20 protein-coding genes are annotated in these 24,332 nt (G+C 64.7%); 12 read left to right on the top strand and 8 right to left on the bottom strand.

The window, feature by feature from the left end; translation table 11 throughout:
• Nucleotides 1–7: 7 nt before the first annotated feature.
• On the bottom strand, nt 8–358 hold the full coding sequence (gene flhD, locus MMB74_RS19310; protein ID WP_277430277.1) for a flagellar transcriptional regulator FlhD: 351 nt from the start codon (nt 356–358) through the stop codon (nt 8–10).
• Between the two features lie 248 nt (nt 359–606).
• Nucleotides 607–1,374, bottom strand: coding sequence for a transcriptional regulator GlcC (gene glcC / locus MMB74_RS19305; protein WP_277430276.1), 768 nt, complete (start codon nt 1,372–1,374; stop codon nt 607–609).
• Nucleotides 1,375–1,592: 218 nt separating this feature from the next.
• On the opposite strand from glcC, the gene glcD reads away from it, so the two are divergent.
• The 6 genes from glcD (at nt 1,593) to MMB74_RS19275 (ending at nt 9,921) form a co-directional block, all read left to right on the top strand.
• Nucleotides 1,593–3,092, top strand: a complete 1,500-nt coding sequence (gene glcD, locus MMB74_RS19300; RefSeq protein ID WP_277430275.1) for a glycolate oxidase subunit GlcD — start codon at nt 1,593–1,595, stop codon at nt 3,090–3,092.
• Nucleotides 3,092–4,159, top strand: coding sequence for a glycolate oxidase subunit GlcE (gene glcE / locus MMB74_RS19295; protein WP_277430274.1), 1,068 nt, complete (start codon nt 3,092–3,094; stop codon nt 4,157–4,159). Before glcD ends, glcE begins: the two co-directional genes overlap by 1 nt.
• Before the next feature lie 70 nt (nt 4,160–4,229).
• Entirely contained in the window at nt 4,230–5,453 is a 1,224-nt protein-coding gene (glcF, locus tag MMB74_RS19290) for a glycolate oxidase subunit GlcF (RefSeq protein WP_277430273.1), read from the top strand.
• A gap of 34 nt (nt 5,454–5,487) precedes the next feature.
• On the top strand, nt 5,488–5,892 hold the full coding sequence (locus MMB74_RS19285) for a heme-binding protein (protein ID WP_277430272.1): 405 nt from the start codon (nt 5,488–5,490) through the stop codon (nt 5,890–5,892).
• 40 nt (nt 5,893–5,932) lie between these two features.
• Nucleotides 5,933–8,107: a malate synthase G gene (locus tag MMB74_RS19280; protein WP_277430381.1), complete on the top strand. Its 2,175-nt coding sequence runs from the start codon at nt 5,933–5,935 to the stop codon at nt 8,105–8,107.
• Between the two features lie 161 nt (nt 8,108–8,268).
• Complete coding sequence (locus MMB74_RS19275; RefSeq protein WP_277430271.1) at nt 8,269–9,921, top strand: L-lactate permease; 1,653 nt, start codon at nt 8,269–8,271, stop codon at nt 9,919–9,921.
• 177 nt (nt 9,922–10,098) lie between these two features.
• Here MMB74_RS19275 and MMB74_RS19270 read toward each other — a convergent pair whose 3' ends face one another.
• Nucleotides 10,099–10,635 carry a hypothetical protein gene (locus MMB74_RS19270; protein WP_277430270.1) on the bottom strand — a complete coding sequence of 179 codons (537 nt, stop codon included), beginning with the start codon at nt 10,633–10,635 and terminating at the stop codon, nt 10,099–10,101.
• Nucleotides 10,636–11,056: 421 nt separating this feature from the next.
• Between MMB74_RS19270 and MMB74_RS19265 the strand changes: the two genes are divergently transcribed.
• Nucleotides 11,057–12,958 (top strand): EAL domain-containing protein, encoded by a 1,902-nt coding sequence (locus MMB74_RS19265; protein ID WP_277430269.1) that lies wholly within the window; start codon nt 11,057–11,059, stop codon nt 12,956–12,958.
• A gap of 205 nt (nt 12,959–13,163) precedes the next feature.
• Complete coding sequence (locus MMB74_RS19260) at nt 13,164–14,306, top strand: class I SAM-dependent methyltransferase (protein WP_277430268.1); 1,143 nt, start codon at nt 13,164–13,166, stop codon at nt 14,304–14,306.
• A 66-nt stretch (nt 14,307–14,372) separates the two neighbouring features.
• Here the strand turns inward: MMB74_RS19260 and MMB74_RS19255 are convergent, their stop codons facing one another.
• Complete coding sequence (locus MMB74_RS19255) at nt 14,373–14,696, bottom strand: DNA-binding protein (protein ID WP_277430267.1); 324 nt, start codon at nt 14,694–14,696, stop codon at nt 14,373–14,375.
• A 316-nt stretch (nt 14,697–15,012) separates the two neighbouring features.
• Here MMB74_RS19255 and MMB74_RS19250 point away from each other — a divergent pair, with 316 nt between their 5' ends.
• Nucleotides 15,013–15,849, top strand: coding sequence for an SAM-dependent methyltransferase (locus MMB74_RS19250; RefSeq protein ID WP_277430266.1), 837 nt, complete (start codon nt 15,013–15,015; stop codon nt 15,847–15,849).
• An 80-nt stretch (nt 15,850–15,929) separates the two neighbouring features.
• On the opposite strand, the gene MMB74_RS19245 is transcribed toward MMB74_RS19250, so the two are convergent.
• Together MMB74_RS19245 and MMB74_RS19240 are read right to left on the bottom strand one after the other, a co-directional pair.
• Nucleotides 15,930–16,541: a DUF1415 domain-containing protein gene (locus MMB74_RS19245; protein WP_277430265.1), complete on the bottom strand. Its 612-nt coding sequence runs from the start codon at nt 16,539–16,541 to the stop codon at nt 15,930–15,932.
• Nucleotides 16,542–16,576: 35 nt separating this feature from the next.
• On the bottom strand, nt 16,577–17,224 hold the full coding sequence (locus MMB74_RS19240) for a TetR/AcrR family transcriptional regulator (protein ID WP_277430264.1): 648 nt from the start codon (nt 17,222–17,224) through the stop codon (nt 16,577–16,579).
• A gap of 271 nt (nt 17,225–17,495) precedes the next feature.
• Between MMB74_RS19240 and MMB74_RS19235 the strand changes: the two genes are divergently transcribed.
• On the top strand, nt 17,496–18,785 hold the full coding sequence (locus tag MMB74_RS19235; RefSeq protein ID WP_277430263.1) for an MFS transporter: 1,290 nt from the start codon (nt 17,496–17,498) through the stop codon (nt 18,783–18,785).
• Between the two features lie 31 nt (nt 18,786–18,816).
• Here MMB74_RS19235 and MMB74_RS19230 read toward each other — a convergent pair whose 3' ends face one another.
• Nucleotides 18,817–20,379, bottom strand: a complete 1,563-nt coding sequence (locus tag MMB74_RS19230; protein WP_277430262.1) for an MFS transporter — start codon at nt 20,377–20,379, stop codon at nt 18,817–18,819.
• Between the two features lie 211 nt (nt 20,380–20,590).
• Between MMB74_RS19230 and MMB74_RS19225 the strand changes: the two genes are divergently transcribed.
• Nucleotides 20,591–21,850 (top strand): Hsp70 family protein, encoded by a 1,260-nt coding sequence (locus MMB74_RS19225; protein WP_277430261.1) that lies wholly within the window; start codon nt 20,591–20,593, stop codon nt 21,848–21,850.
• 201 nt (nt 21,851–22,051) lie between these two features.
• On the opposite strand, the gene MMB74_RS19220 is transcribed toward MMB74_RS19225, so the two are convergent.
• Complete coding sequence (locus MMB74_RS19220; protein ID WP_277430260.1) at nt 22,052–22,255, bottom strand: cold-shock protein; 204 nt, start codon at nt 22,253–22,255, stop codon at nt 22,052–22,054.
• Nucleotides 22,256–22,691: 436 nt separating this feature from the next.
• Between MMB74_RS19220 and MMB74_RS19215 the strand changes: the two genes are divergently transcribed.
• Nucleotides 22,692–24,284, top strand: coding sequence for an APC family permease (locus MMB74_RS19215; RefSeq protein WP_277430259.1), 1,593 nt, complete (start codon nt 22,692–22,694; stop codon nt 24,282–24,284).
• The last annotated feature ends 48 nt before the right edge of the window (nt 24,285–24,332 follow it).

Genomic DNA, 24,332 nt, shown 5'->3' with positions numbered 1-24,332 from the left:
CTCTCTCTTAGCAAAATTGCTTGGCAGGCGCTGCGGCGAGCAGAATCGCCGCGTGCGTGGCGGTGGCGTCGAGCCCCTTTTCGGTCGAGGTCAGCGCCGTCAGCATCGCCGCGTCGTTGAAGCGGAAATCGCAGACGAGATCGACCGATTGCGCGAGCTTGATCGTTTGGGCCGGGGTCAGCGTGTGGAGAATGTCGGCCAGTTGCGCCGACAACCCCAGCTTGAACAAACCTTCCGCGTAGTCTTCGTTGAGCATGTGTTTCGCAAGCAGCAGATACGACAGGTTGATGTCCCGTATCGTTTCGAGCACTTCGCGATCGTTCACCGTGAGCCTCCGCAACTGGAAAGTCGGTCGCATGAACCGTCCCGGTCGGTCGCCGCGGGATGCGGCGTAGTGCATGCGTCTGATGAAAGTATTGATCAGATCGATGTCCGCACCAATCAGCGGCGGCGGAAGATGATGTCGTCCAGTCGCGGCGCAATGTCAGCGTTTTCCTACGCGGCCTGGCACGCTCGCTCTAGGGACGGATGGACGATCTGGGGCCAGGGCCGTCGACGGCGACCCCGAACGCCCGTTTGAAAGCGCAGGCGATCCTTGCGTGGGCTTCAGGCCCAGCCTTCCAGGCGCAGTGTCGAGCGGATCAGCCGCTGTTCCTCCTGCTCGATCTCACGCAACCCTTCCACGTTGCTGCGAATGTGCTCGCTCGCGGCGCGGCGCGCTTGCTCGGGCAGCCGGCCCACCACGGCGTTGTAAAGCCGGGCGTGTTGCCGGTCGATTTGGCGTTTGCGCGGCTCGCGGTGATAGAGATTGTTGACGGACGCGAACACCGAGCTGAGCAGCAAATCCGTCAGCGAGCGCAGTGTGTGAACGAGCACGGGATTGTGCGACGCCTCGCAGATGGCCAAATGAAAGGCGTAATCCAGGCGCGCGAGCTTTTCGGGGTCTTGGCTCTCGCGCTCGGCCTGCCTCATTTCCTCATAACGGCGCGTGATGAGGACGAAATCGGCCGGCGTCCCGCGCAGCGCCGCCAAGCGCGCCGATTCGCCCTCGAGCATTTGACGCACTTCGAACAAGTCGTAAAGCGTGCGCGGCTGCGATGCCAGCAAATGCATCATCGGCATCGTCTGTTCGCGCGAGGTGAGTTGCGCGACGAACGAGCCGCGCCCATGGTGCGTCTCGATGATGCCGCGCGCACGCAATAGTTTGAGCCCTTCGCGCAAGGCGCTGCGCGAGACGCCGAGCTTTTCCGTCAAGCGGCGCTCCGAGGGCAACGCCTGGCCTTCTTTGAACACGCCGTCGACGATGAGCCGCTCGATTCGCTCCGCCACCACGTCTGCGACATGGCGCCCCGGTTCCAAAAGTGCTTCGTTCATAGTGGTCCGACCACTTCGATTGATGACCTGATGAACGGAGCTTACCGTTTCCCGCTCTTGCCTGTCACGTCGGACGAAGAGGGGGTACAAACCCCTACCGTAAAAACTGGTAGGACCTGTGCGTCGGCGCATGGACAGCGCCGCGCCGGGCGGGAACAATCGCCCCTGCCGTTAGCGTGCCGCCGCATGCTGACCGCCAATTGCACAGGAATTTGTCAATGAGCTTCAGGTACGACGAACGGATCGACGGCGAACTGGCGAGCGTCGATCGCGATGCGCTGATTGCGGCGTTGCGGGCCTTGTCTCCCGATTTGGAAGTGCTGCACGACACGGAAGATGTGCGTCCGTTCGAATGCGATGGTCTCGCGGCTTACCGCAGCACCCCGCTTTGCGTGGTGCTGCCGAGCACTGTCGAGCAAGCGCGCGGCGTCCTGCGCGTGGCGGCGGAGCTCGGCGTGCCCGTGGTGCCGCGCGGCGCCGGCACGGGGCTCTCCGGCGGGGCGATGCCGATCGAGAAAGGGATCTTGCTCGTCATGGCCAAGTTCACCCGCATCGTAGCGCTCGATCCGATCGCGGCGACGGCGCGCGTGCAGCCCGGCGTGCGCAATCTCGCCATCTCGCAAGCGGCTGCGCCGCATGGCCTTTATTACGCGCCCGATCCGTCGTCCCAGATCGCCTGCTCGATCGGGGGCAACGTCGCCGAAAACGCGGGCGGCGTGCATTGCCTGAAATACGGTCTGACGGTCCACAACATTTTGAAAGTCGACGTGTTGACGATCGAGGGCGAGCTCCTCACGCTGGGGGGCGACGCGCTCGATAGCGCAGGCTTCGATCTGCTGGCGTTGTTCACGGGTTCCGAGGGCATGCTCGGCATCGTTGTGGAGGTGACCGTCAAGCTGCTGCCCAAGCCGCAGTGCGCCAAGATGCTGATGGCAAGCTTCGACGACGTCGAGACGGCCGGAGCCGCGGTAGCGGGCATCATCGGCGCGGGCATTATCCCGGGCGGGCTCGAGATGATGGACAACCTCGCCATTCGCGCGGCCGAGGATTTCATTCACGCGGGCTATCCGGTTGATGCGCAGGCAATCTTGTTGTGCGAACTCGACGGCGTGGAAAGCGACGTCGACGAGGACATCGCACGGGTTCAAGGCCTGCTTGCGCGCTCCGGGTGCCGCGAGGTGCGCGTGGCGCGCGATGACCAAGAGCGGCTGCGCTTGTGGGCCGGGCGCAAGAACGCGTTTCCGGCCGTGGGCCGCATCTCGCCTGACTACTATTGCATGGACGGCACGATCCCGCGGCGGGAGCTGGCGCGCGTGCTGCGCGGCATTGCGGCGCTTGGCGAGGAGTACGGCTTGCGCGTCGCGAATGTCTTCCATGCGGGCGACGGCAACATGCACCCGCTGATTCTGTTCGACGCCAATCGGCCGGGCGAGCTCGAGCGGGCCGAGACGCTCGGCGGCAAGATCCTGGAGCTGTGCGTCGAAGTGGGCGGCACCATCACCGGCGAGCACGGCGTGGGCCGAGAAAAGATCAATCAAATGTGCGTGCAGTTCACGCCCGACGAGATCGCGTTCTTTCATTCGGTCAAGGCCGCGTTCGATCCCGCGGGGTTGCTCAATCCCGGCAAGAACATCCCGACGCTGCACCGCTGCGCCGAGTTCGGTGCGATGCACATTCATCGCGGCGAACTGCCGTTTCCGAACCTGGAGCGCTTCTGATGCGACGTGATTTCGAACCGGCAGATCGCAGCGCCTCGCTGATCGAGCAGGTGCAAGAGGCCATTGCGACGCGCACGCCGCTGCGTATTCGCGGCGGCGATACCAAGGCGGGGCTCGGCCGTCCGAGCTCGGCGCGTGAACTCGACACGCGGGCTCACTGCGGCATCGTCAGCTATGACCCGACCGAGCTCGTCGTCACGGCGCGCGCGGGTACGACGCTCGCCGAATTGCAAGCCGCGCTCGACGAGGGCGGCCAGATGCTGGCTTGCGAGCCACCGACGTTCGGCGGGGATGCAAGTGTCGGCGGCATGGTGGCCGCCGGGCTGTCCGGGCCGCGGCGCCCGTGGGCCGGCGCAGTACGCGATTTCGTGCTCGGTTGCCGGATCGTGACGGGGCAAGGCAAGCATTTGCGTTTCGGCGGCGAGGTGATGAAGAACGTCGCCGGCTACGATGTCTCTCGGCTCCTCGCGGGCAGCTTCGGCTGCCTCGGCGTGATCACGGAAGTGTCCCTCAAAGTGTTGCCCAAGCCGCGGGCGATGTTGGACGCGGCGTTCGAAATGCCTGCTGACGAGATGCCGCGTGCCCTCGTCAAATGGCGCGACGCCGGGTTGCCCGTGACGGGCGCTTGCCACGTCGACGGCATCTTGCATCTGCGCCTCGAGGGATCGGAGAGCACGATGCGCGCCGCCGCAGCAGCATTGGGCGGCCAGCATGGGGACGGCGGTTTCTGGCGCGCGCTGCGTGAATCGACGCTGCCGTTCTTCGGCGATCCTCGCCCGCTGTGGCGCGTGTCCGTTGCGTCGGGTGCGCCGCTCACGGCCCTGCCCGGGGACGTATTGCTCGACTGGGGCGGTGCGCAACGCTGGCTAAAGTCGGAGGCGGACGCCCAAACCGTGCGCGAGACGGCAGTCGCGCTCGGCGGTCATGCGACCTGTTTCTCGCCGGGCAGGACGCTCGAGCCGTTCCATCCGCTTGCCGCTCCGCTCATGCGCATTCATCGCCAATTGAAGGCGCAACTGGACCCGCACGGCGTTCTCAACCCGGGCCGCCTTTACGCGGCGATTTAGGCCTAAGGGTCTCGAGCTCGAGCGTTGCTCGCCGATTCGGGACACGAGGCCGCCGACGACTATTCGATCGATGCAAACCACTCTTAGCGAACAAGCCCGCGCGTTGCCTCGGGCCGAAGAAGCCGAATCGATTTTGCGTACCTGCGTGCATTGCGGCTTCTGCAACGCCACCTGCCCGACCTATCAACTGCTCGGCAACGAGCTCGATGGGCCGCGCGGGCGCATCTATCTGATCAAGCAAGTGCTGGAAGGCGCCCCAGTGACGGAGAAGACGCAAGCTCACCTCGATCGGTGCCTCACCTGCCGTAGTTGCGAAACGACGTGCCCCTCGGGCGTGCGCTATCACTCGCTGCTCGACATCGGGCGCGCCGAAGTCGAACGCCGAGTGCCGCGCGCGGCAGGACAGCGCATGCTGCGCGGCGCGTTGCGTCGCGTCGTGCCGGAGCCCGGCTTGTTCGGGCCGTTGCTGAAAGCGGGCCGTGCGCTGCGTCCGCTGTTGCCCAGCGCTTGGCGCGAGAAGATTCCGGCGGCCGCGCCGGTCGCTTCGGGCGTACGCCCCGCGCTGCGGCACGCGCGGCGGGTCTTGATGCTCGAAGGCTGCGTGCAGCCGGCGCTCGCGCCCAATACGAACGCCGCCGCCGCACGCGTGCTCGATCGGCTCGGCATCAGCGTCGTGCCCGTTGCCGAGGCCGGCTGTTGCGGCGCGACCGAATACCACCTGAATGCGCAGGACGAGGGACTCGAGCGGGCGCGCCGCAACATCGACGCTTGGTGGCCCTTCGTCGAGGCCGGCGCGGAGGCGATCGTGCTGACGGCAAGTGGCTGCGGCGCCTTCGTCAAGGAATACGGCCATCTGCTGCGGCACGATGCCGCGTACGCCGAGAAGGCCGCCCGCATTAGCGCGCTTGCCCTCGATCTGGTCGAAGTGATCGCGCGCGAGCCGCTTGACGCTTTGCACAAAAGCGAGCCGAAACGCATCGCCGTGCATTGCCCCTGCACGCTGCAGCATGCGCAAAAGCTAGGCGGCGCGGTGGAGGCGCTGATGCTTCGTATCGGTTTCGACCTTACCCCCGTCGCCGATTCGCATCTATGCTGTGGTTCGGCAGGCACGTATTCGCTGACCGAACCGGCGCTGGCCCGGCAACTGCGCGACAACAAGCTCAATGCGCTGGAGGCGGGACGCCCCGAGGCGATCGTCACCGCCAATGTCGGTTGCCAGACGCACCTGAACGGCGCGGGCCGCAGCGCGGTGCGCCATTGGATCGAGCTCGTCGACGCGCTGCACGGCGTTTGACGTTGCCACAACCCTTCACTCGAGAGATTTGACGATGCAAACGAAATCCGTACTGGGACAAAGCGAAATCGACACGATCGTCGCCGCCGCGCGCGCCGAAGCGCAAAAGCACGGCTGGATGGTGGCGATCGCGCTCGTCGACGATGGCGGCCACCCGCTTGCGCTCGTGCGCTTGGAAGGGGCTTCGCCCGTGAGCGCGTACATCGCGATCGAAAAGGCGCGCACGTCCGCGCTCGGCCGACGCGAATCGAAGGCTTACGAGGACATGATCAACGGCGGGCGCACGGCTTTCTTGAGCGCGCCACTCGCCGGCACGCTCGAAGGCGGCGTGCCGGTCGTCGTGGATGGCCAGGTCGTCGGCGCGGTCGGCGTATCGGGCGTCAAATCGGAGCAGGACGCGCAGGTGGCCCGAGCCGGCGTGCAAAGCATCGCCGCTTGAGCGGGGATTTTCAACCAAACGACATAACCGCACCATGAACATGACCGACCACCACGGACTGCGCGTCGATTCGGCGCTCAGCCAATTCATCGAGCGCGAAGCGCTGCCGGGGACCGGCATCGACGCTGAGGCGTTTTGGCAAGGTTTCGCTGCCATCGTGCACGAGCTCGCCCCAAAGAATCGGGCGCTGCTTGCCGAACGCGACCGGCTGCAAACCGTGCTGGACCAATGGCATAGCGACCACCCCGGCCCCGTGCGCGATCTGCGCGGCTATCGCGCGTTTCTCGAAGGCATCGGCTACCTCGTGCCGGCGCCTGCGAGCGTGAAGGTCGGCACGGCGGGGGTCGATGGCGAGATCGCCGAGCAGGCGGGGCCGCAACTCGTCGTGCCGCTGTCGAACGCACGTTATGCGCTGAACGCCGCGAATGCGCGTTGGGGCAGCCTATATGACGCGCTGTATGGCACCGATGCCCTGCCCGAGGACGGCGGCGCCGCGCGCAGCGGCGGCTACAACCCCGTGCGCGGCGCGCGCGTGATCGAATATGCGCGTGCGTTCCTCGACCGTGCGGCGCCGCTCGCGGGCGCATCGCATCGGGATGCGTCGGCGTATACGGTCCGCGACGGCGCACTCGTCGTGCACACGAACGCAGGCGAGGCAAGCCTTCGCTCGCCCGAGCAGTTCGTCGGCTATCAAGGCGAGAGCGACGCGCCGACAGCCGTCCTGCTCAAGCATCACGGCTTGCACATCGAAATTCAGATCGACGCAGCAGGCCCGATCGGCAAGACCGACGCCGCGCACGTGAACGACGTCGTGCTCGAAGCGGCGGTCACGACGATCATCGACTGCGAGGATTCGGTGGCGGCCGTCGATGCGGCGGACAAGGTCGCGCTCTATCGCAATTGGCTCGGTCTCATGCAAGGCACGCTCGTCGAGCAGGTCGCGAAGAACGGCAAGACGTTCACGCGCCGCCTCAATGAAGACCGCACCTACCGAGCGGCGGGCGGCGGCACGCTGACGCTGCATGGCCGGTCGCTGCTGTTCGTGCGCAATGTCGGGCATTTGATGACGACGGGGGCCGTCCTCGATCGAGACGGGCGCGAGATTCCGGAAGGCATCCTCGACGCGGTCGTCACGACCTTGTGTGCCCTGCACGACCGGCAGAACCGCCGCAACTCGCGCACGGGCGCGATCTATATCGTCAAGCCCAAGATGCACGGACCTGCGGAAGCCGCTTTCGCCGACGAACTGTTCGGCCGCGTCGAGCGGCTCTACGGCTTGCCTGCGCAGACGATCAAGATGGGCATCATGGACGAGGAGCGGCGCACGAGCGTGAATCTGGCCGCGTCGATCGCGGCTGCAGCGGGGCGTGTGGCGTTCATCAACACGGGTTTTCTGGATCGCACGGGCGACGAGATGCACTCGGCGATGGAAGCCGGACCGATGCTGCGCAAGGGCGATATGAAGAGCACGGCGTGGATCTCGGCATACGAGCGCAACAACGTGCTCGTCGGCTTGAGCTGCGGGTTGCGCGGGCGCGCGCAGATCGGCAAAGGCATGTGGGCGATGCCCGACCTCATGCATGCGATGCTCGAGCAAAAGGGTGCGCAGTTGCGCGCGGGTGCCAATACGGCATGGGTGCCTTCGCCCACGGCCGCCACGCTGCATGCGTTGCATTACCACGAAGTCGATGTCCAAGCGGTGCAGCAAGCGCTCGAACAAATCGACTATGCGCTCGAGCGCGACGCGCTGCTCGACGGCTTGCTGACGGTGCCCGTCGTCGAGCGCGCGCAGTGGTCGCCCGAGGAGATCCGTAGCGAAGTCGAGAACAACGCGCAGGGCATTCTCGGTTATGTCGTGCGGTGGATCGATCAAGGCGTCGGTTGCTCGAAAGTGCCCGATATTCACAACGTCGGCTTGATGGAAGATCGCGCGACACTGCGCATCTCGAGTCAGCACATCGCCAATTGGCTGCGCCATGGTGTCGTCACGCCCGAGTTCGTCAAAGAGACGTTCGAGAGGATGGCGATCGTGGTCGACAAGCAGAACGCGGGCGACCCGAATTACCGGCCGATGGCGCCGAACTACGAAGCGTCGCTCGCGTTCAAGGCGGCCTGCGCGCTTGCATTCGAAGGTCGGACGCAGCCGAGCGGGTACACCGAGCCGTTGTTGCATCGATTCCGGCTCGAGCTGAAGCGCCATTTGGCGGGCGGCTAAGGGAACGGAAAGAAGAGGAATAAGCCAGGGCGCCGCCTATCGGGGCGGCGGCGCTCGGGCTGCGCCGCAGCGGAATGTGCGGCGCGACGCGTAGTGCCGCCCCGCCGACGGCGCTGCGCCGATTCGCGGCGCCCGTCGACAATGACTATCAAGGAGACAAGATGAATCCAACCGTGGCGCTCCCGCCCGGAACGGTGTTCGCGCAACCGCTCACGCCCGTCGGGAATTCGCTTTTTTTATCGTTCGTCGTCGCGGCGCTGCCGATCGTCGTCGCGCTCGTCATGCTCGGCGTACTGCGCCGGCCGGCATGGCAAGCGTCGCTGGCCGGCTTGGTCGTGGGGCTCGTGATCGCCATCGCGCTGTGGGGGATGCCGGCCGGCCTTGCGTTCGATGCGGTCGGCGCGGGCATGGCGCTCGCGCTCGTGCCCGTGATGTGGATCGTCTTCAACGCGCTGCTGCTTTACAACATTGCGGTGAAGACGGGGCGGTTCGATCAATTCCGGCAATGGATGCTCGATCACTTGCCCGACGACAGGCGCCTGGTGTTGCTCGTCGTCGCCTTCTCGTTCGGGTGCTTGCTCGAAGGCATCTCGGGCTTTGGCACGCCCGTCGCCATCACGAGTGCGCTTTTGATCGCGCTCGGCTTTCCCGCGATCGAAGCGCTTACGTTCACGCTGATCTTCAATACGGCGCCGGTGGCCTTCGGTGCGCTCGGCGTGCCGATCACCGTGCTCGGCGCGGTCACCTCGCTGCCGCCGGTCACGCTCGGCGCCATGGTCGGCCGGCAACTACCGTTGTTTGCGCTGCTGCTGCCGTTTTACGTCGTCGGCGTGTATAGCGGCGTGCGCTCGATCGGCAAGCTCTGGCCTGCACTGCTCGTCTCGGGCGGGAGCTTCGCGCTCGCGCAGTTCGTCACGTCGAACTACCTGAGCTACCAACTGACCGATGTGCTTTCGTCGCTGACTTCGCTGATCGTGACGATCGGATTCCTCAAGGTTTGGAGGCCCGAGGCCGATCCGCAATTCGCGATCGCGCGCAGCGGGGAGGCATTGGTCGGCGTGGGCGCGGCGCACCGCCGCGTGGGTTGGGGCGGCTGGCTGCCATGGATCGTCGTCTCGGTCGTCGTGATCTTCTGGGTGCATGCCAACATCGCGATGATCGGCGACGTGAAGGTCAAGTGGCCCGGGCTGCACAACGCAGTGTATGTCTCCCTCTATAAGAAGTCCTATGCGGCCATCTGGGACTTCCAACCGCTCGGAACGGGCACCGCGATCTTGCTCGCCGCCATCATCACGGCAGTCGTCTCGCGCTTGAGCGTGGCCGATTTCTTCTCCTGCATCGCAGCGACTTGGCGCCAAACGCGCATCGCGATCGTCACGGTCATGATGATCGTCGGGCTGGCCTACTTGCTCAACTACTCGGGGATGAGCTACACGCTCGGCACCGGTGTCGCATCGACTGGTGCGCTGTTCCCGCTCGTGTCGGCTTCGCTCGGATGGATCGCCGTGTTCCTGTCGGGCAGCGACACCTCCGGCAATGCGTTGTTCGGCAATCTGCAAGTGGTCGCGGCGCGCCAACTCGGGCTCGACCCTGTGCTGATGGCGGCGACGAACTCGTCGGGGGGCGTGATGGGCAAAATGATTTCGCCGCAGAACATCGCCACCGGCGTGTCGACGACAGACCTCAAGGGCCAAGAGGGCGTCGTGTTCGCGCGCACGTTCTGGCACAGCGTCTTCTTGACGCTGCTGCTTGGCGTGCTCGTGTTCCTGCAGCAACACGTGCTCACCTGGATGATTCCGGCGCTGCCGCAGTAAGCGGGCCGAGCGCGCGGCCCGTTGCGGCCGTGCGAGGCATAACGGCATAGCGAATGGGCAAACGCGCGGTCTGATGGCCGCGCGTTCGCCCCATTTGCTTTCTTGGGCGCGTTCGCAAGCGTCGAATGAGCATGAACGGCCCCTAAAGCGCTACCCGCGAAAGAGCGGCGCTAGCCGCTACGACTGTGTTTCGCCGTTCGCCACGGGAATGCTGCGAACCGGACGCACGCGTCCTTCGGTGTGCTTGAACAATGACGGCGACTCGACTTCGCCGAAATTCCGGCCATAGGCCATCGTCTTCGATTCCTCCGTGCTCGACCAGTACCAGTCTGTCTCATCGAAGCTGCCGCGGATCGTCTGGTACGCGACATCGAGTTCGCGCTTGGCGGGCAGATAAAAGTCGTTGTGTCCGTCCTTCTCGTATTCGGCTGCGAAGTGAGCGGCGTCGTGCATGTGGTTGCTGCGCCAGCAGGTCGTGAGCGCGCGCGTATTGCCCGCGCCGTTATATGCATCGTGCGCGCCCGGTTCGGTCGACCCGATGCCGCCCCAATGCAATCCGACGCCTTCCTCGGCGGCAAAGATCAAAAAGCGCGGCTCGGCGCCGACGTAGTCGGGCATGATGCCCGCGTAGATGCCGCCCTGTCCGCGCCAGTATTCGCCGATTTTCGGTGCGTCCTCCGGTGTCAGGCGTTGAGTCGTCGTGGTCATCGTCATAGGTGCTCCTATTGAGTGAGCCCGCTGCCGAACGCGGGCGATCGAAATCGGCGCGGGGATCTTCTCCCGGCATGCTGCGCGCCGCGCGTTTCTGGCATTTTTTAGGACTACCGTGCTGCGCTCTTTGGCGCGCGCATGGGCGCGGCTATGCCGATGGGGGACACGTAGATGAGTGGCCGACGTGCATCGCGCGCGAAAATTGCTGTATTCCTATGCAAGAAGATGCCGCGCGCGCCGAGTGCGTCGCCGAGTGCGTCGCGGTTGCAGTTGATGCACGATCGATGCGCTCGATGCTATTTTGTCTAAACTTTTAGGACGAGCAGCCGTAAGTGCGAACAGCGCATCGCTTTTCATGCACGCGGGCGCGCGGATCGCGTCCCTGCGCTTACACTCCATCGCCATGCCTTATGAGTCGCCAAGCTTGACGGCAGCAGCACCGAACGCGAACGGCGCGACACCTGTCCGCGTCGGCGCCGGTTTCGTGCGCCGCATCTACGTGCTGCGGCTTTTCGGCTTTGCGGCCGGCTTCTTTCCCTTGTTCGTTTTGCTGCGTTCGCAGCATGCGCCGGTTGGCACCTTCGCCGCGATCGCGGCCGCATGCATGCTCTGGCCTCACCTTGCTTTCCTGCATGTGCGCAACGCGCCGAAGCCGCTTGCACGCGAACGCTGGAATTTCATGGTGGACTCGATCATGGGCGGGTGGTTCGTGGTCGCGGTCCATTTTTCGCCTGTCGCCACGGTCGTGATTTTTCTGATGTTCGCGATCGACAATATGGCCGCCGGGGGCTGGCGGATATTCGGCTATGGCCTTATCGCCATGGCTGTCGGTGTGGCGGGCGGCACGCTCGTGTTCGGGGTGCATTGGCAACAAGCGATCGATCCCACCGTATCGATCGTATGGCTGCCCGTGATCATCGGCTACCCGCTCGTGCTCGCGAAGACCACCTACGACGTCTATATGAAGCTCAGCGAACGCTCGCGCCGTCTGCGCCAACTGAGCGAGCGCGACAGTCTGACGGGCCTGTCCAATCGCATCACGATCGCGGCCAAGCTGCAAGCGCAGATCGCGCGCTCGCAAGGCATCCAGGTGTTGTTCATCGATCTCGACGCGTTCAAGACCGTTAACGATGCGCTCGGACACAATGTCGGCGACAGGCTGCTGAGCGAAGTGGCGGCGCGGCTCACGGCCTGCGCTGGACGTGACGATCTGGTTGCGCGCTATGGGGGCGACGAGTTCATTATCGTCGGCGAGACGCGCGGCAGCGGGGAAGGCCGTCACGTTCTGGCCGATGCCGTGCTGACCGCGCTCGCCGCGCCCGTGATCGTCGGCGAGCACGAACTCGTGGTGGGCGCGAGCATCGGCATCAGCATGTTTCCGGAAGATGGGGCCGATGCCGAATCGCTGATCCGCGCCGCCGACATGGCGATGTACACGGCCAAGAGCCGGGGCCGCAACTGCTACGAGTTCTATCGCCGCAGCATGCGCAACGATGCCGATGCGCGCTTGAAAATGTCGGGGCGCTTGAGAAAGGCGATCGAGTGCGGCGCGCTGCATTTGAACTTCCAGCCGCAAGTGGATATGGGCACGGGCGCGGTGCGCGGCTTGGAGGCGCTCGTGCGCTGGCACGACGAGCATTACGGCTTCGTCAGCCCCGTCGATTTCGTAAGCGTCGCGGAGGCGTCCGGGCTGGTTTCCCAACTGGGCGAGTGGGTCTTGCGGGCGGTGTGCGCGCAGTACGCGGTCTGGCGCGAATTGCAGGTGAAGCTGGTGCCGGTTTCCGTCAACGTGTCCCCGCTGCAATTGCAACGGGCGGACATCGTCAAGACGTTCCAGCGCATCGTCGGCGAAACCGGCATGGATCCGTCCATGCTCGAACTCGAAGTGACGGAAACGGCCCTGATGAAAAATCCCCAGGCATCGGCGCGCCGGCTGGCCGAGTTCCGGCGGCTGGGCATGCGCGTGGCCATCGACGATTTCGGCATGGGCTATTCGAGTCTGGGCCAATTGCGCACGCTGCCGGTGGATCGCGTCAAGATCGATCGCGCCTTCGTGCGCGGGATCGGTTCCGGCGATTCGGGCGCCATCGCGACGGCGGTCGTTACGTTGGCGAACGCGTTCGACCTTGCGGTGATTGCCGAGGGTGTCGAGACGCATGCGCAGCGCTCGTTCCTATTGAAGCTTGGCTGCTGCGAGGCGCAGGGCTTTCTGTTCAGCAAGCCGCTCGATGCCGACGCGGCCACCCGGCTTTTGCTGCAGGGCGCGACGCTGCCCGTGTCCGTCAAGGACGAGCGCAGCGGTTCGCGCCGCGGCGTGGTGGTCTAATACCGGGACGCGCCGCATCGCGGCCGCTCCTGCGCCGCGTTGGGCGAATACCGTTGATGTTCGCCCAATGCGGGTCTAAGCGCGCTCTTGCTGCGGTATCCGATGACGGATTCGCGAGGCGCGGCCGAAAGCGCGGTATCGTGTCGCTTTGCGCGAGCTCGGCCGATGCTGGGCAAGTGCGCTACTCACACTTCGATTTCGTTTCGTGACCTCTTCTTCACCGTTTCCCCTTATCGCTTGGGCCGACGCCGCGGGCGAGCACAGCGCGCGCTGGCGCTCCGAAGCCGGCGTGCCGCCGCCGCGCCGCGTCGTCATCGCCGATGACCGCATGACCGCGGACACCGCCTATCGCCTGGCCTGCGAGGGCACGGCGCTTTTATGGCGGGGCGACTATCAGAATGCGCGTCAGCTGCTGCAGGCAATGGCGCGCCGGATCGAGCGCAAGCCTCGCAAGCAAGCGGCTTCGCCGCTCGACGCGTTCAACGCGCACCGGCAAGCGCAGGCGCAGCGCGCGCGCACGCTCGGCATGCTGTTGATTCCGCTCGAAGCCGATTATTCGATTGAGCTGCGGCGTGCCCCGGAGGTGAAAGACGCTTGCCAGGAAGCCTACGGACCGGCCGATGCGGGCGCCGCGACGCCGTCCGTCGTCTCGCTGCGGGAGCTGCTTGGACTCATCGGCGCGCATGAATGGCGCAAGAAAGGCGTCGAAATCCGGGCGCTGGGGGCGCGCATTCATCCGTATTACGGTGTCTTCTCGCCCGTCAGAGGGGAGTATGTCGACCTCGTTGCGCGCGCGCCGCTCCCCTCTCGCTCGCTCGCATTCGATATCGGCACCGGCACGGGCGTGTTGGCCGCCGTGCTGGCCAAGCGCGGCGTGGCGCGCGTCGTCGCGACCGACACCGATGCGCGCGCACTCGCTTGCGCGCGCGAAAACATCGAACGTTTGGGTTTGAGCGATCGAGTCGAAGTGATCGAGGCCGACCTGTTTCCCCCCGGCCGCGCGCCGCTCATCGTCTGCAATCCGCCGTGGCTGCCGGCGCGGCCGAGTTCGCCGATCGAGCGCGCCGTCTACGACGCCGACAGCGGCATGTTGCGGGGATTTCTCAACGGCCTTGCCGCCCATCTCGAGCCTGGCGGGCAAGGGTGGCTCGTTCTGTCCGATTTCGCCGTGCACCTGGGGCTGCGCTCGGGCGATGCGTTACAGGCGATGATCGATGCAGCGGGCCTGAAGGTAATAGGAAGGGACGACATACGGCCGATTCACCCAAAGGCGGCGGATTCGACCGATCCGCTTTACCACGCGCGCAAGGCCGAGGTCACGTCGCTGTGGCGGCTCGGCGCGAAGTGATGCTCGCGTGGGCGGGTACACGCCATCGCGCTCGCTTGGGCGGCGCCGCGCATCGCGCCGGCGTTCTCAGCCCGGATAGGCTTCGTCGACGCTCAATCCGGCCAGCTTGAAGATGACGCGTAGCGTTTGCGGGCGAATCTCGCGCCGCGATGCGAGCGTCGTGAGGATGAAGTCGACCACCTTGGCGTACTTGAGCAGCGTCAGCATGGCTTCGAGGCCGGGCTCCGAATCGCGCATCGATTCGGCGAGCCGCAACATCTCGACCGAGATGTCCCGCGCCATCTCGAGCTCCAATTGCTGTTTTTCCGACCAGCCCGTAGGCGGGGTGAGGAGATTGGCGAGCATGGCTTGAAACTTCTGCTCGGCGTCTCGGTTGGGTATCGTAGCCATCGCTGTCGTCCTTGTGCTGTCGTCAACGCTTCCTGCCGGCTGGCGTTCTCGGGCGTTACGTTACGTAACGCGTCTTGCGCTTCGCACGTTACGCTCGCCCGCGCCCAGTAGCCTCAGCGCCCGCGCGCATCGCGCGTTTGCCCTTGTTCGGCCATCGATCGCGCGGGCTTGAAACAATGCGTCCGCGCGTCGCTGCATAAACCGTTCCTGCGCCCTTGCCGGCGTCTTTGCGCTTTTCGGTAAACTGACGCGATTGTTCTTATGCTTCTGTAGGCTGTCGCACGTTGGAGGCGACTTGTCCGAGAGCCGTCCCACTATGTCCACCAAGACTTACGAAATCCGCCCCGAGCAATCGATCGAGTTGCTCAAGGAGCTGCACATCCTCACGCGCGACGGCAAGCTGAACCAAGACAGCCGCCGCAAGCTAAAGCAGGTCTATCACCTGTTCCAGTTCATCGAGCCGCTGCTTCAGGACGTGATGCGCGATCGCGGCTCCATTACGCTCGTCGATCACGGCGCAGGCAAGTCGTACCTTGGTTTTATCCTCTACGACCTTTTTTTCAAGGCATTGCCGCCCGGGACCGGGTCGCAAATCTTCGGAATTGAAACGCGGGCCGAACTGGTCGAAAAATCGACGGCGCTCGCCCGACGGTTGGGCTTCGAGGCGATGTCGTTCTTGAACTTGTCGGTGGCCGATTCCATCGATTCGAAGCGCTTGCCTGAAACGGTCGATGTGGTCACGGCGCTGCACGCTTGCGATACCGCAACCGACGACGCGATTCGCTTCGCCTTGGAAAAGCATGCGCGCTACATCGTGCTCGTGCCGTGCTGTCAGGCCGAAGTCGCGGGCGTCTTGCGGCGCAACAAGGGAAAATCGCTGGGCAACGCGCTCACGGAGATTTACCGCCATCCGCTGCACACGCGCGAATTCGGCAGCCAAATCACCAACGTCCTACGCTGCTTGCAATTGGAGGCGCATGGTTACCAGGTGAGCGTGACCGAGCTCGTCGGCTGGGAGCATTCGATGAAGAACGAGCTCATCATCGCCCAGTACAAGGACTTGCCGCGCAAGCGGCCTGCCGAGCGATTGGCGCAAGTGCTCGATACCTTCGGTCTCGATTCTCTGCGCGAGCGATTCTTCGCGCCCGCTTAAGGCTGCTTGGTGCCGAGTTCGATTGCGGGCCGCGGTCCCTTGCCCTGCGCCGAGGGGCGCGCGCCGCTCGGGGCTTCGCTCTAGGGGCGGCCCGCTGCTTCGTCTTGGGCCTGCTCCTGCATCCAACGGCGCCATCCCTCGTGTCCGAGGCGGCGTAGCGTTTCCTGATTGCGCTCGAAAATCTCGGCGGCATCCGGAAACGCTTGCGTTGCCCGTTCGACGCTCGATTCGCGCAACAAATGCAAGATGGGGTAGGGCGCGCGGTTCGTGTAATTTTCGATGTCCTCGGGCTCCGAGCCCGCGAACCGATACTGCGGATGGAAGCTCGCGATCTGCAGTTCGCCAGTCAGCCGCATTTGCTCGAGAAGCCGGTCGGCAAAAAACAGCGCGTCGTTGAATTCGAGGAAATCGGCGAATGCGTGCGGAAAAATCAGCAGCGTCGTGTCGATGCGCTCGGCATCCGCTTCGACGAGGGTGCGCAGCTCCGTTTCGAGCGCAGCGAGCATCGCTTCGGCATCGCAGGCATTGCTCACCACGTAGCGGATTTGGTCCTTTACGTGCACGCCCTTTGCGAATGGGCACAGATTCAGCCCGATCACCGCGCGCACGAGCCAATGGCGCGTTGCAGCGACGATCGCATCGTGAGTATCGCTATTGGCGGGCAGTTGCGGCTGCCGGGGGCTATCGAGCATATCGTTTTGCCGTGGCGGAAGAGACCGCGGGCATTTTACGCGGCGTTGCGTCGCGGGCACGCGGCCGCGACGAGTTGCGCGGCCACGCGCGCGGCGGCGCGGATCGGGCCGCACCCCGGCCCGTATGTCTGGCTGGCCGCGTAGACGCCCTCGATCAACAGCGCCAACGCATCGGCTAGTGCGGCCGGATCGTAGGCGCCCGCCGCGCTCGTCAGCCCCTGCAGCCGCTCGATCAATTGCGCCTTGTTACGCGCAACGATCTGCCGCGCCGGGTGCGAGGGATCGGGAAATTCGGCCGCCACGTTGACGAACGGACACCCACGGTAGCCTTCGCGCGATGCCCTGTGCTCGAGGTCCTCGAAATACTGTGCGATCTGGCGCACCGGGTCGCCGGGATGCTGATCGATGCTCTTGTCGAAGTAGCTGAAAAAGCAATCGTTGGCCTGTTCCAAGTAGGCGGCGATCAACTCGTCCTTCGACGAAAATTGCCGGTACAGGCTCATTTTGTTCACGCCCGCGCGCTCGACCACGGCATCGACGCCGACGGCGCGCACCCCTTCCTGATAAAAGAGCTCCCCCGCAGCGCGCAGCAACAACTGCTGCGCCGTTGCACCGGCCGTATGCGGCCGCGCTTTGGCCGCCGCCGCGCGGCTGAGAGAGTGTTCGGCGCTTCTCGTCGTCATGGTGAGGTGTCCGGGTTGTGCCCGCGGCGATGATCGGCGCTACTCGCCCCGGTCGCGCAAGCCTACGAATCTGATCCACTTGACATGTTACCGACCGGTCACTAGCATGGCAACTCATGTTTGTGACTGGTCTGTAACATCGAATGGGCGAGGCATTGGATCGAACGGTCCGAGCGGGGCCGAACGTGTCCTCTATGCACCGATAACAACGAAGACGCCAATATGCGCGCGCAGCCGGCTTGCGGCCGGCCGCGCGCCCACAGGAGTGCCGATGAACTGGATTGCAAAAAGAATCAGCGGGCGAGCCCATTACGGATGGGTCGTCGCCGCGGTGGTGTTCCTGGTGTTGCTCGCCGCGGCCGGGACGCGCGCCACGCCGAGCGTGATGATGCTGCCGCTGGAGCATCAATTCGGCTGGAGCCGAGCGACGATTTCACTGGCGATTTCCGTCAACATCGCGCTCTACGGCCTCACCGGTCCGTTTGCGGCTGCCTCGATGCAGCGCTTCGGCGTGCGGCCCACGCTCATGACGGCGTTGGCCGTGATGGGCGGCGGTGTCGCCCTCTCGTCGATGATGACGGCGCCTTGGCAAATGATCCTCATCTGGGGCGTCATGGTGGGCGGAGCGACGGGTGTCGCAGCGTTGACGCTGTCCGCCACGGTCGTCAATCGCTGGTTCGCGCAGCGCCGCGGCTTGGTGATGGGCATCTTGACGGCGAGTTCGGCCACGGGCCAACTCGTGTTCCTGCCGATGCTCGCGGCGGTGGCCGAGCACCACGGGTGGCGGCCGGTCGTGCTGATCGTGGCGCTCGTCGCCGCGCTCGTGCTGCCGCTCGTCGCGTTCTTGTTGCCCGAGCGTCCTGGCAGCGTTGGGCTGCGCCCCTACGGCGAGCCGCACGACGCGCCGCACACGGATGCGCAAGCCGCGAAGAATCCGCTCGCCATCGCGTTCGGCACGCTTGCGTCGGCCAGCAAAAACCGCGACTTCTGGCTGCTGTTCTTCAGCTTTTTCATCTGCGGCGCGAGCACCAACGGCTATGTGGGCACGCACCTGATCGCGATGTGCGGCGACTACGGCATGAGCGAAGTGCAGGGGGCGTCGCTACTCGCGGCCATGGGCATCTTCGATCTGTTCGGCACGACGCTCTCGGGTTGGCTGTCCGATCGCTTCAACAGCCGGGTGCTGCTGTTTTGGTATTACGGGCTGCGCGGACTGTCGCTGATCTATCTGCCCTACGCGTTCGGTTTCGACTTCTTCGGGCTGCCGCTGTTCGCTGTGTTCTACGGGCTCGATTGGATCGCCACCGTGCCGCCGACCGTGCGCTTGACGACGGACGTATTCGGCAAGGAGTCGGCGCCCGTCGTGTTCGGCTGGATCGTGGCGGGCCACCAGCTCGGGGCCGCGTTCGCCGCCTATGGCGCGGGCCTGCTGCGCGCGAGCCTCGGCACCTACACGGTCGCCTCGATGATCTCGGGCGGGTTGTGCCTGGTCGGTGCGATTCTCGTGTTGAGGATTCACCGCCGCGGCGCCGCGAGCGCCGTCGCCGCGCCGGCCGCTTGAGCCCAGCGCCGTTCGACTCGCGACCGGGTGCTCAGCGTGCGTCGGCGTCGTCGCTTAGCGCGGAAAGCGGCGTGGCGACTTGTTCCAACGCTTTGCGCTCGGCGTCGATGCCCCAGATTGCCGCAATCGCGGCGGCCGCCAGCATCAGCGCCGAGCCGAGCAGGTAGCCTTCGAACACGGCGCTGCGCTGCTGGGTATCAATGAGCCGGCCGAAGAGCGCGGGGCCGGCAATACCGCCGAGCGCGGTGCCCAGGGCATAGAAGACGGCGATGGCAAGCGCGCGAATCTCGAGCGGGAACGATTCGCTCACGGTCAAGTAGGCCGAGCTCGCGGCGGCCGAAGCAAAGAAGAAAATCACCATCCAAGCGACGGTTTGCTGCTCGACGGTCAGCATCCCCTGCGCGAACAGGTAGCCGCTACCCGTGAGCAGCAGCCCCGAAAGGGCGTAGGTAGCCGCGATCATCGTGCGGCGCCCGATCGCATCGAACGCATGGCCGAGCACGATCGGGCCGAGAAAGTTGCCGAGGGCGAACGGTAGCAGGTAGCGGCCGACTTCTCCGCTCGGCACGTGATAAAAGTCGGTCAGTACGAGTGCATAGGTGAAGAAGATCGCGTTGTAGAAGAATGCCTGGGCCGTCATCAATGCGAGGCCGACCAAAGATCGGCGCCGGTGCGTGACGAACAGCGCCGTGAACACCTCCGCGAGGGGCGTGCCGTCGCGCCGCGCAAACCGCAGCGTCTCGAGTTCGTTGGAAAGCGGCGCACGCCCGGCGCGATGAAAGCGAGCCTCGATGGCCTCCACGATGCTGTGTGCTTGATGGGGTTCGTTGTGCGTGAGCAGCCAGCGGGGGCTTTCCGGCACCCAGACGCGCATGAAAACGATGACGAGCGCGAGCGCCGCGCCGATGAAAAAGCAGGCGCGCCAGCCCAAGTCGCCCGGAACGACGCTGGGGTCGAGCAACACGAGCGAGCCGCCCGCGCCAAGCGCCGCGCCCACCCAGAACGTTCCGTTGATGCCGAGGTCGGTCCAGCCGCGCACGCGTGCCGGCGTGAATTCTTGGATCGTCGAATTGATGGCCGCGTATTCGCCACCGATGCCGGCTCCCGTCAAAAAGCGCAGTACTGCGAAGCTGGCGAAGTTCCATGAGAACGCCGTAGCTGCGGTGGCGGCCAGATACAAGCCCAGTGTTGCGAAAAACAGTTTGCGGCGCCCGAGCCGATCGGTGAGCCAGCCAAAGCCGAGCGCGCCGAGCACCGCGCCTGCGATGTAGGCGCTGCCGGCCAGGCCGATGTCGGCGTCGGTCAAATGCAGCGCGGGGCTGGCCTTGAGCGCGCCCGCCACCGCGCCTGCGAGCGTGACTTCGAGCCCATCGAGCAGCCACGTCACGCCCAGCGCGATGACAATCAACGTATGAAAGCGGCCCCACGGCAGGCGATCGAGCCGCGACGGCAAGTCGGTTTCGAAGATGTCGTCACGCGGCTCGGCAAGCGTAGCCGCCGGCGCCGTCGGCTCCGGGGCCGGCGCCGGGGTGTCGAGCGCACCGAGCCCCGCCTCCGGCGCGGCGGGGCGTGGCAGGGGCGAAGGCGCTTTCATGGAACGGCATCTCCTGAGGTTGGGCTGGGGCTGGCTTGGGCGCGTCGCGCAGCCTTGTCGATGGACCGTTGGCGGGGCGCGCAAACAGCGTGCCCGGCCGTGGCGAATGCGCCGACCAAGTACTATCTCGAATGGCGCACCGATTGCTCCTATCGGTCAGTTCGTGATAAAAAGCGCTCCCTTCTGTTGTGTTGGCATAAAGCGAGTTGCGATGAAAGCGAAGCCCTACTGTGCGATCGACTTCGGCACGTCCAACTCGGCCGTGGCCCTACCGCGCGGCGAGACGATGGTGCTGGCTCCCGTCGAAGGCGCCCATACGACGTTGCCCACCGCGGTTTTCTTCAACACGGACGAACATACGCGGGCCTACGGCCGCGCCGCGCTCGCCGAGTACATCGACGGTTTCGACGGGCGCTTGATGCGTTCGCTGAAAAGTATCTTGGGCTCGCCACTGGCGGAAACTGCCACGGACCTCGGCGACGGCAGTGCGATCAAGTACACCGAAATTGTCGCGATCTTCGTTGGGTTCCTCAAGCGCCAAGCGGAATTGTGCGCAGGCGTGCCGATCGAACGAGCCGTGCTCGGACGCCCGGTATTTTTCGTCGATGACGATCCGCGCGCGGATGCGCTAGCGCAACGCCAGTTGGCCGGCGCCGCGCAGGCGGCGGGCTTGGGCGAAATTCATTTCCAATACGAGCCGATCGCCGCCGCTTTCGACTACGAGTCGCGGTTGAGCGCTGAAGCGCTGGTGCTCGTCGCCGATATCGGCGGCGGGACGTCCGACTTCTCCCTCGTGCGAGTGGGGCCCGAGCGCATGCGCCGCATCGAGCGTAAGGACGACGTGCTCGCGCATCACGGGGTCCATGTGGCCGGGACCGACTTCGACCGGCGCGTCGAGATGGAAACGATCTTGCCCGAGCTGGGCTACCGCTCCCTCGATCCCGAGGGCCGCGAAGTCCCGAACCGCATCTACTTCGACTTGGCCACGTGGCATTTGATCAACACCGTCTACTCGGGCAAAAGAATTGGCGAGTTGACGCTGATGCGGCATCTGTACCGCGACGTGCGCCACCACGAGCGGCTCATGCGGGTGGTCGAGCGCCGGCTGGGCCATGCGCTCGCCGCGCGCGCGGAAGAGGCCAAAATCGGCGTTGCGGCGGGCGGGGAGACTTCGATCGATCTGGACGACGTTGAAACCGACTTGCGTGTTGCCTTCGACGAAGCGCAACTGATCGCGGCAGGCGAGGACGAGACGCGGCGCATTTCCGAGGCGGCGCGCGAGACCGTGAGGGCCGCGGGCGTGGCGCCGGGTGACGTGGACGCACTGTATTTCACGGGCGGCTCGACGGGCTTGCACTTCTTGACGCAGGCGCTGTGCGCCGCTTTCCCGGCTGCCCGCCCCGTATTCGGCGATCGCCTGGCGAGTGTCGCCGCGGGCCTGGGCATCCACGCTCAACGCCTGTTCGCTTAACGCGCTGCCCAAGCGTATTCGCGGCAACCGAGCGAGTCTTTCGGCACACCGTCCCGGCGTGCGGCCGCAGCAATCCGGACGTGCGGCATCGACCGTCCAATGCAAAAACCCCGCATATCGCGGGGTTTTTGTTTGCGAAGCGCGCTGCCTGGGCGACGACTCACCGCTTGATAACGGGAGCGCCAGACAGCGAATCAGCCTTTAGACCGGCTTGATGTTCGCAGCTTGCTTGCCCTTGGGGCCCGTCTTCACTTCGAACGACACTTTTTGGTTTTCTTGCAGCGTCTTGAAGCCTTCAACGCGAATTTCCGAGAAGTGCGCGAAGAGATCTTCGCCGCCACCATCGGGGGTGATGAAGCCAAAGCCCTTTGCGTCGTTGAACCACTTGACGGTACCGGTTTCCATATTACAAATTCCTAAATCTGGATAAAAAAGGCCGAAGCCTGGGAGCGCACGAAAATCAAGGAAGGGTAATAGGACAACCGGAGTACCTGATGGGGGCGAACTACGAAAGACCAATCCACACTCGCCACTTGAAATCCTGCACCGTTGTTATACGGCGAATTCTGCCGGACGTCAACAATATTTCGCGGCGCAATAAACGCACCCGGACGAGCCGCTCGGCGCAAGTTCTTACAAGGCTTTCATGCGTCGGCGGTTTTTTTGCTGGTGCCGGATCATTTCGCACCAATTAAGTGAATCCAACCGGTAAACTACGCGCCGCGCCGGTGCGGTTGCGCCAAGTTGCGGCTCCCCTGCCGCCCCGCTCGCCCGGTTGCACGCTTCTTGCAGAACCAGCGCGTCCCCCCGCGCGCCATTCGTATATCCCCAAGGAGAGGTTGTGAAAAGTTCTATTCAAAGGAACATCGGGCCGTTTGCGCTGATGCTCACCGGCTTGGGTTCCATCATCGGCTCCGGCTGGCTGTTCGGCGCGTGGAAAGCTGCCAAGATCGCCGGACCCGCCGCCGTGTGTGCGTGGATCATCGGCGCCGTCGTCATTTTGGCGATCGCGCTCACCTACGCGGAATTGGGCGCGATGTTCCCCGAGTCGGGCGGTATGGTGCGCTATGCCCGCTATTCGCACGGCGCGCTAGTTGGTTTCATCAGCGCGTGGGCGAACTGGATCGCCATCGTGTCGGTGATCCCCATCGAAGCCGAGGCGTCGATCCAGTACATGAGCACGTGGCCCTACGAGTGGGCGCACAACTTGTTCGTGAACGGATCGCTGACGCCGCCAGGGCTGCTGCTCTCGGCGTTGCTCGTCATCGTCTACTTCATGCTGAACTACTGGGGCGTGAAAGTGTTTGCGCGCGCGAACACGGCCATCACCGTGTTCAAGTTCATCATCCCGGGGCTGACGATCGCGGGCCTGTTGGCGTCGGGCTTCCATAGCGAGAACTTCGGCACCTCGAGCGAATTCGCGCCCTATGGCTGGTCGGCCGTGTTCACGGCCGTGGCGACGAGCGGGATCGTGTTCAGCTTCAATGGCTTCCAAAGCCCGGTCAACTTGGCCGGCGAGGCGCGCAACCCGTCCAAGAGCGTGCCGTTCGCCGTGATCGGTTCGATTCTGCTGGCGCTCGTGATCTACGTGCTGCTGCAACTCGCCTATATCGGCGCCGTCAATCCGGCCGATGTCGCCAAGGGTTGGAGCCACTTCAACTTCGCCTCGCCGTTCGCCGAACTCGCGATCGCGCTGAACCTGAACTGGCTTGCCATCATGCTCTACGTCGATGCATTCGTGAGCCCGAGCGGCACCGGCACGACGTACATGGCGACGACCACGCGCATGATCTACGCGATGGAGCGCAACAATACGCTGCCGAAGATGTTCGGCAACGTGCACCCGTTCTACGGCGTGCCGCGCAACGCGATGTGGTTCAACCTGGCCGTCTCGTTCGTCTTCATGTTCTTCTTCCGCGGCTGGAGCTCGCTTGCCGCAGTCATTTCGGTCGCCACCGTCATTTCGTACCTGACCGGGCCGATTAGCCTGATGGCGCTGCGCCGCACAGCGCTGGACGTCGAGCGGCCGTTGAAATTGCCGTTCATGGGCATCATCGCGCCGTTCGCGTTCGTTTGCGCCTCGCTGGTGCTGTATTGGGCGAAGTGGCCGCTCACCGGCGAGATCATTCTGCTGATGATCGTCGCGCTGCCAATCTACTTCTATTACCAGGGCAAGTCGGGCTGGGGCGGCTGGGGCGGCGATCTGAAGGCGGCTTGGTGGCTCGTCGCCTATCTGCCTACGATGGCGGCGCTGTCGATTCTCGGCAGCAAGCAGTTCGGCGGCATCGGCGTCTTGCCGTATGGCTGGGATATGCTGGTCGTGGCCGTCATCTCGCTGATTTTCTACTTCTGGGGCGTCAACACCGGCTATCGCACGCGTTATCTGGACGAGCGCGAGTCGGAAGAAGACATTCTCGAAGGGGTGGGTGTCTAACCTGACGTGAGGTCCGCCGCGCGTTGCGCGCGGATCGAGCGCATCGAG

This window comes from Trinickia sp. Y13, assembly GCF_029522115.1.
GTDB lineage: Bacteria > Pseudomonadota > Gammaproteobacteria > Burkholderiales > Burkholderiaceae > Trinickia.
The sequence above is the reverse complement of the archived record's forward strand: the minus strand, read 5'-3'. Positions and strand labels throughout refer to the sequence as shown.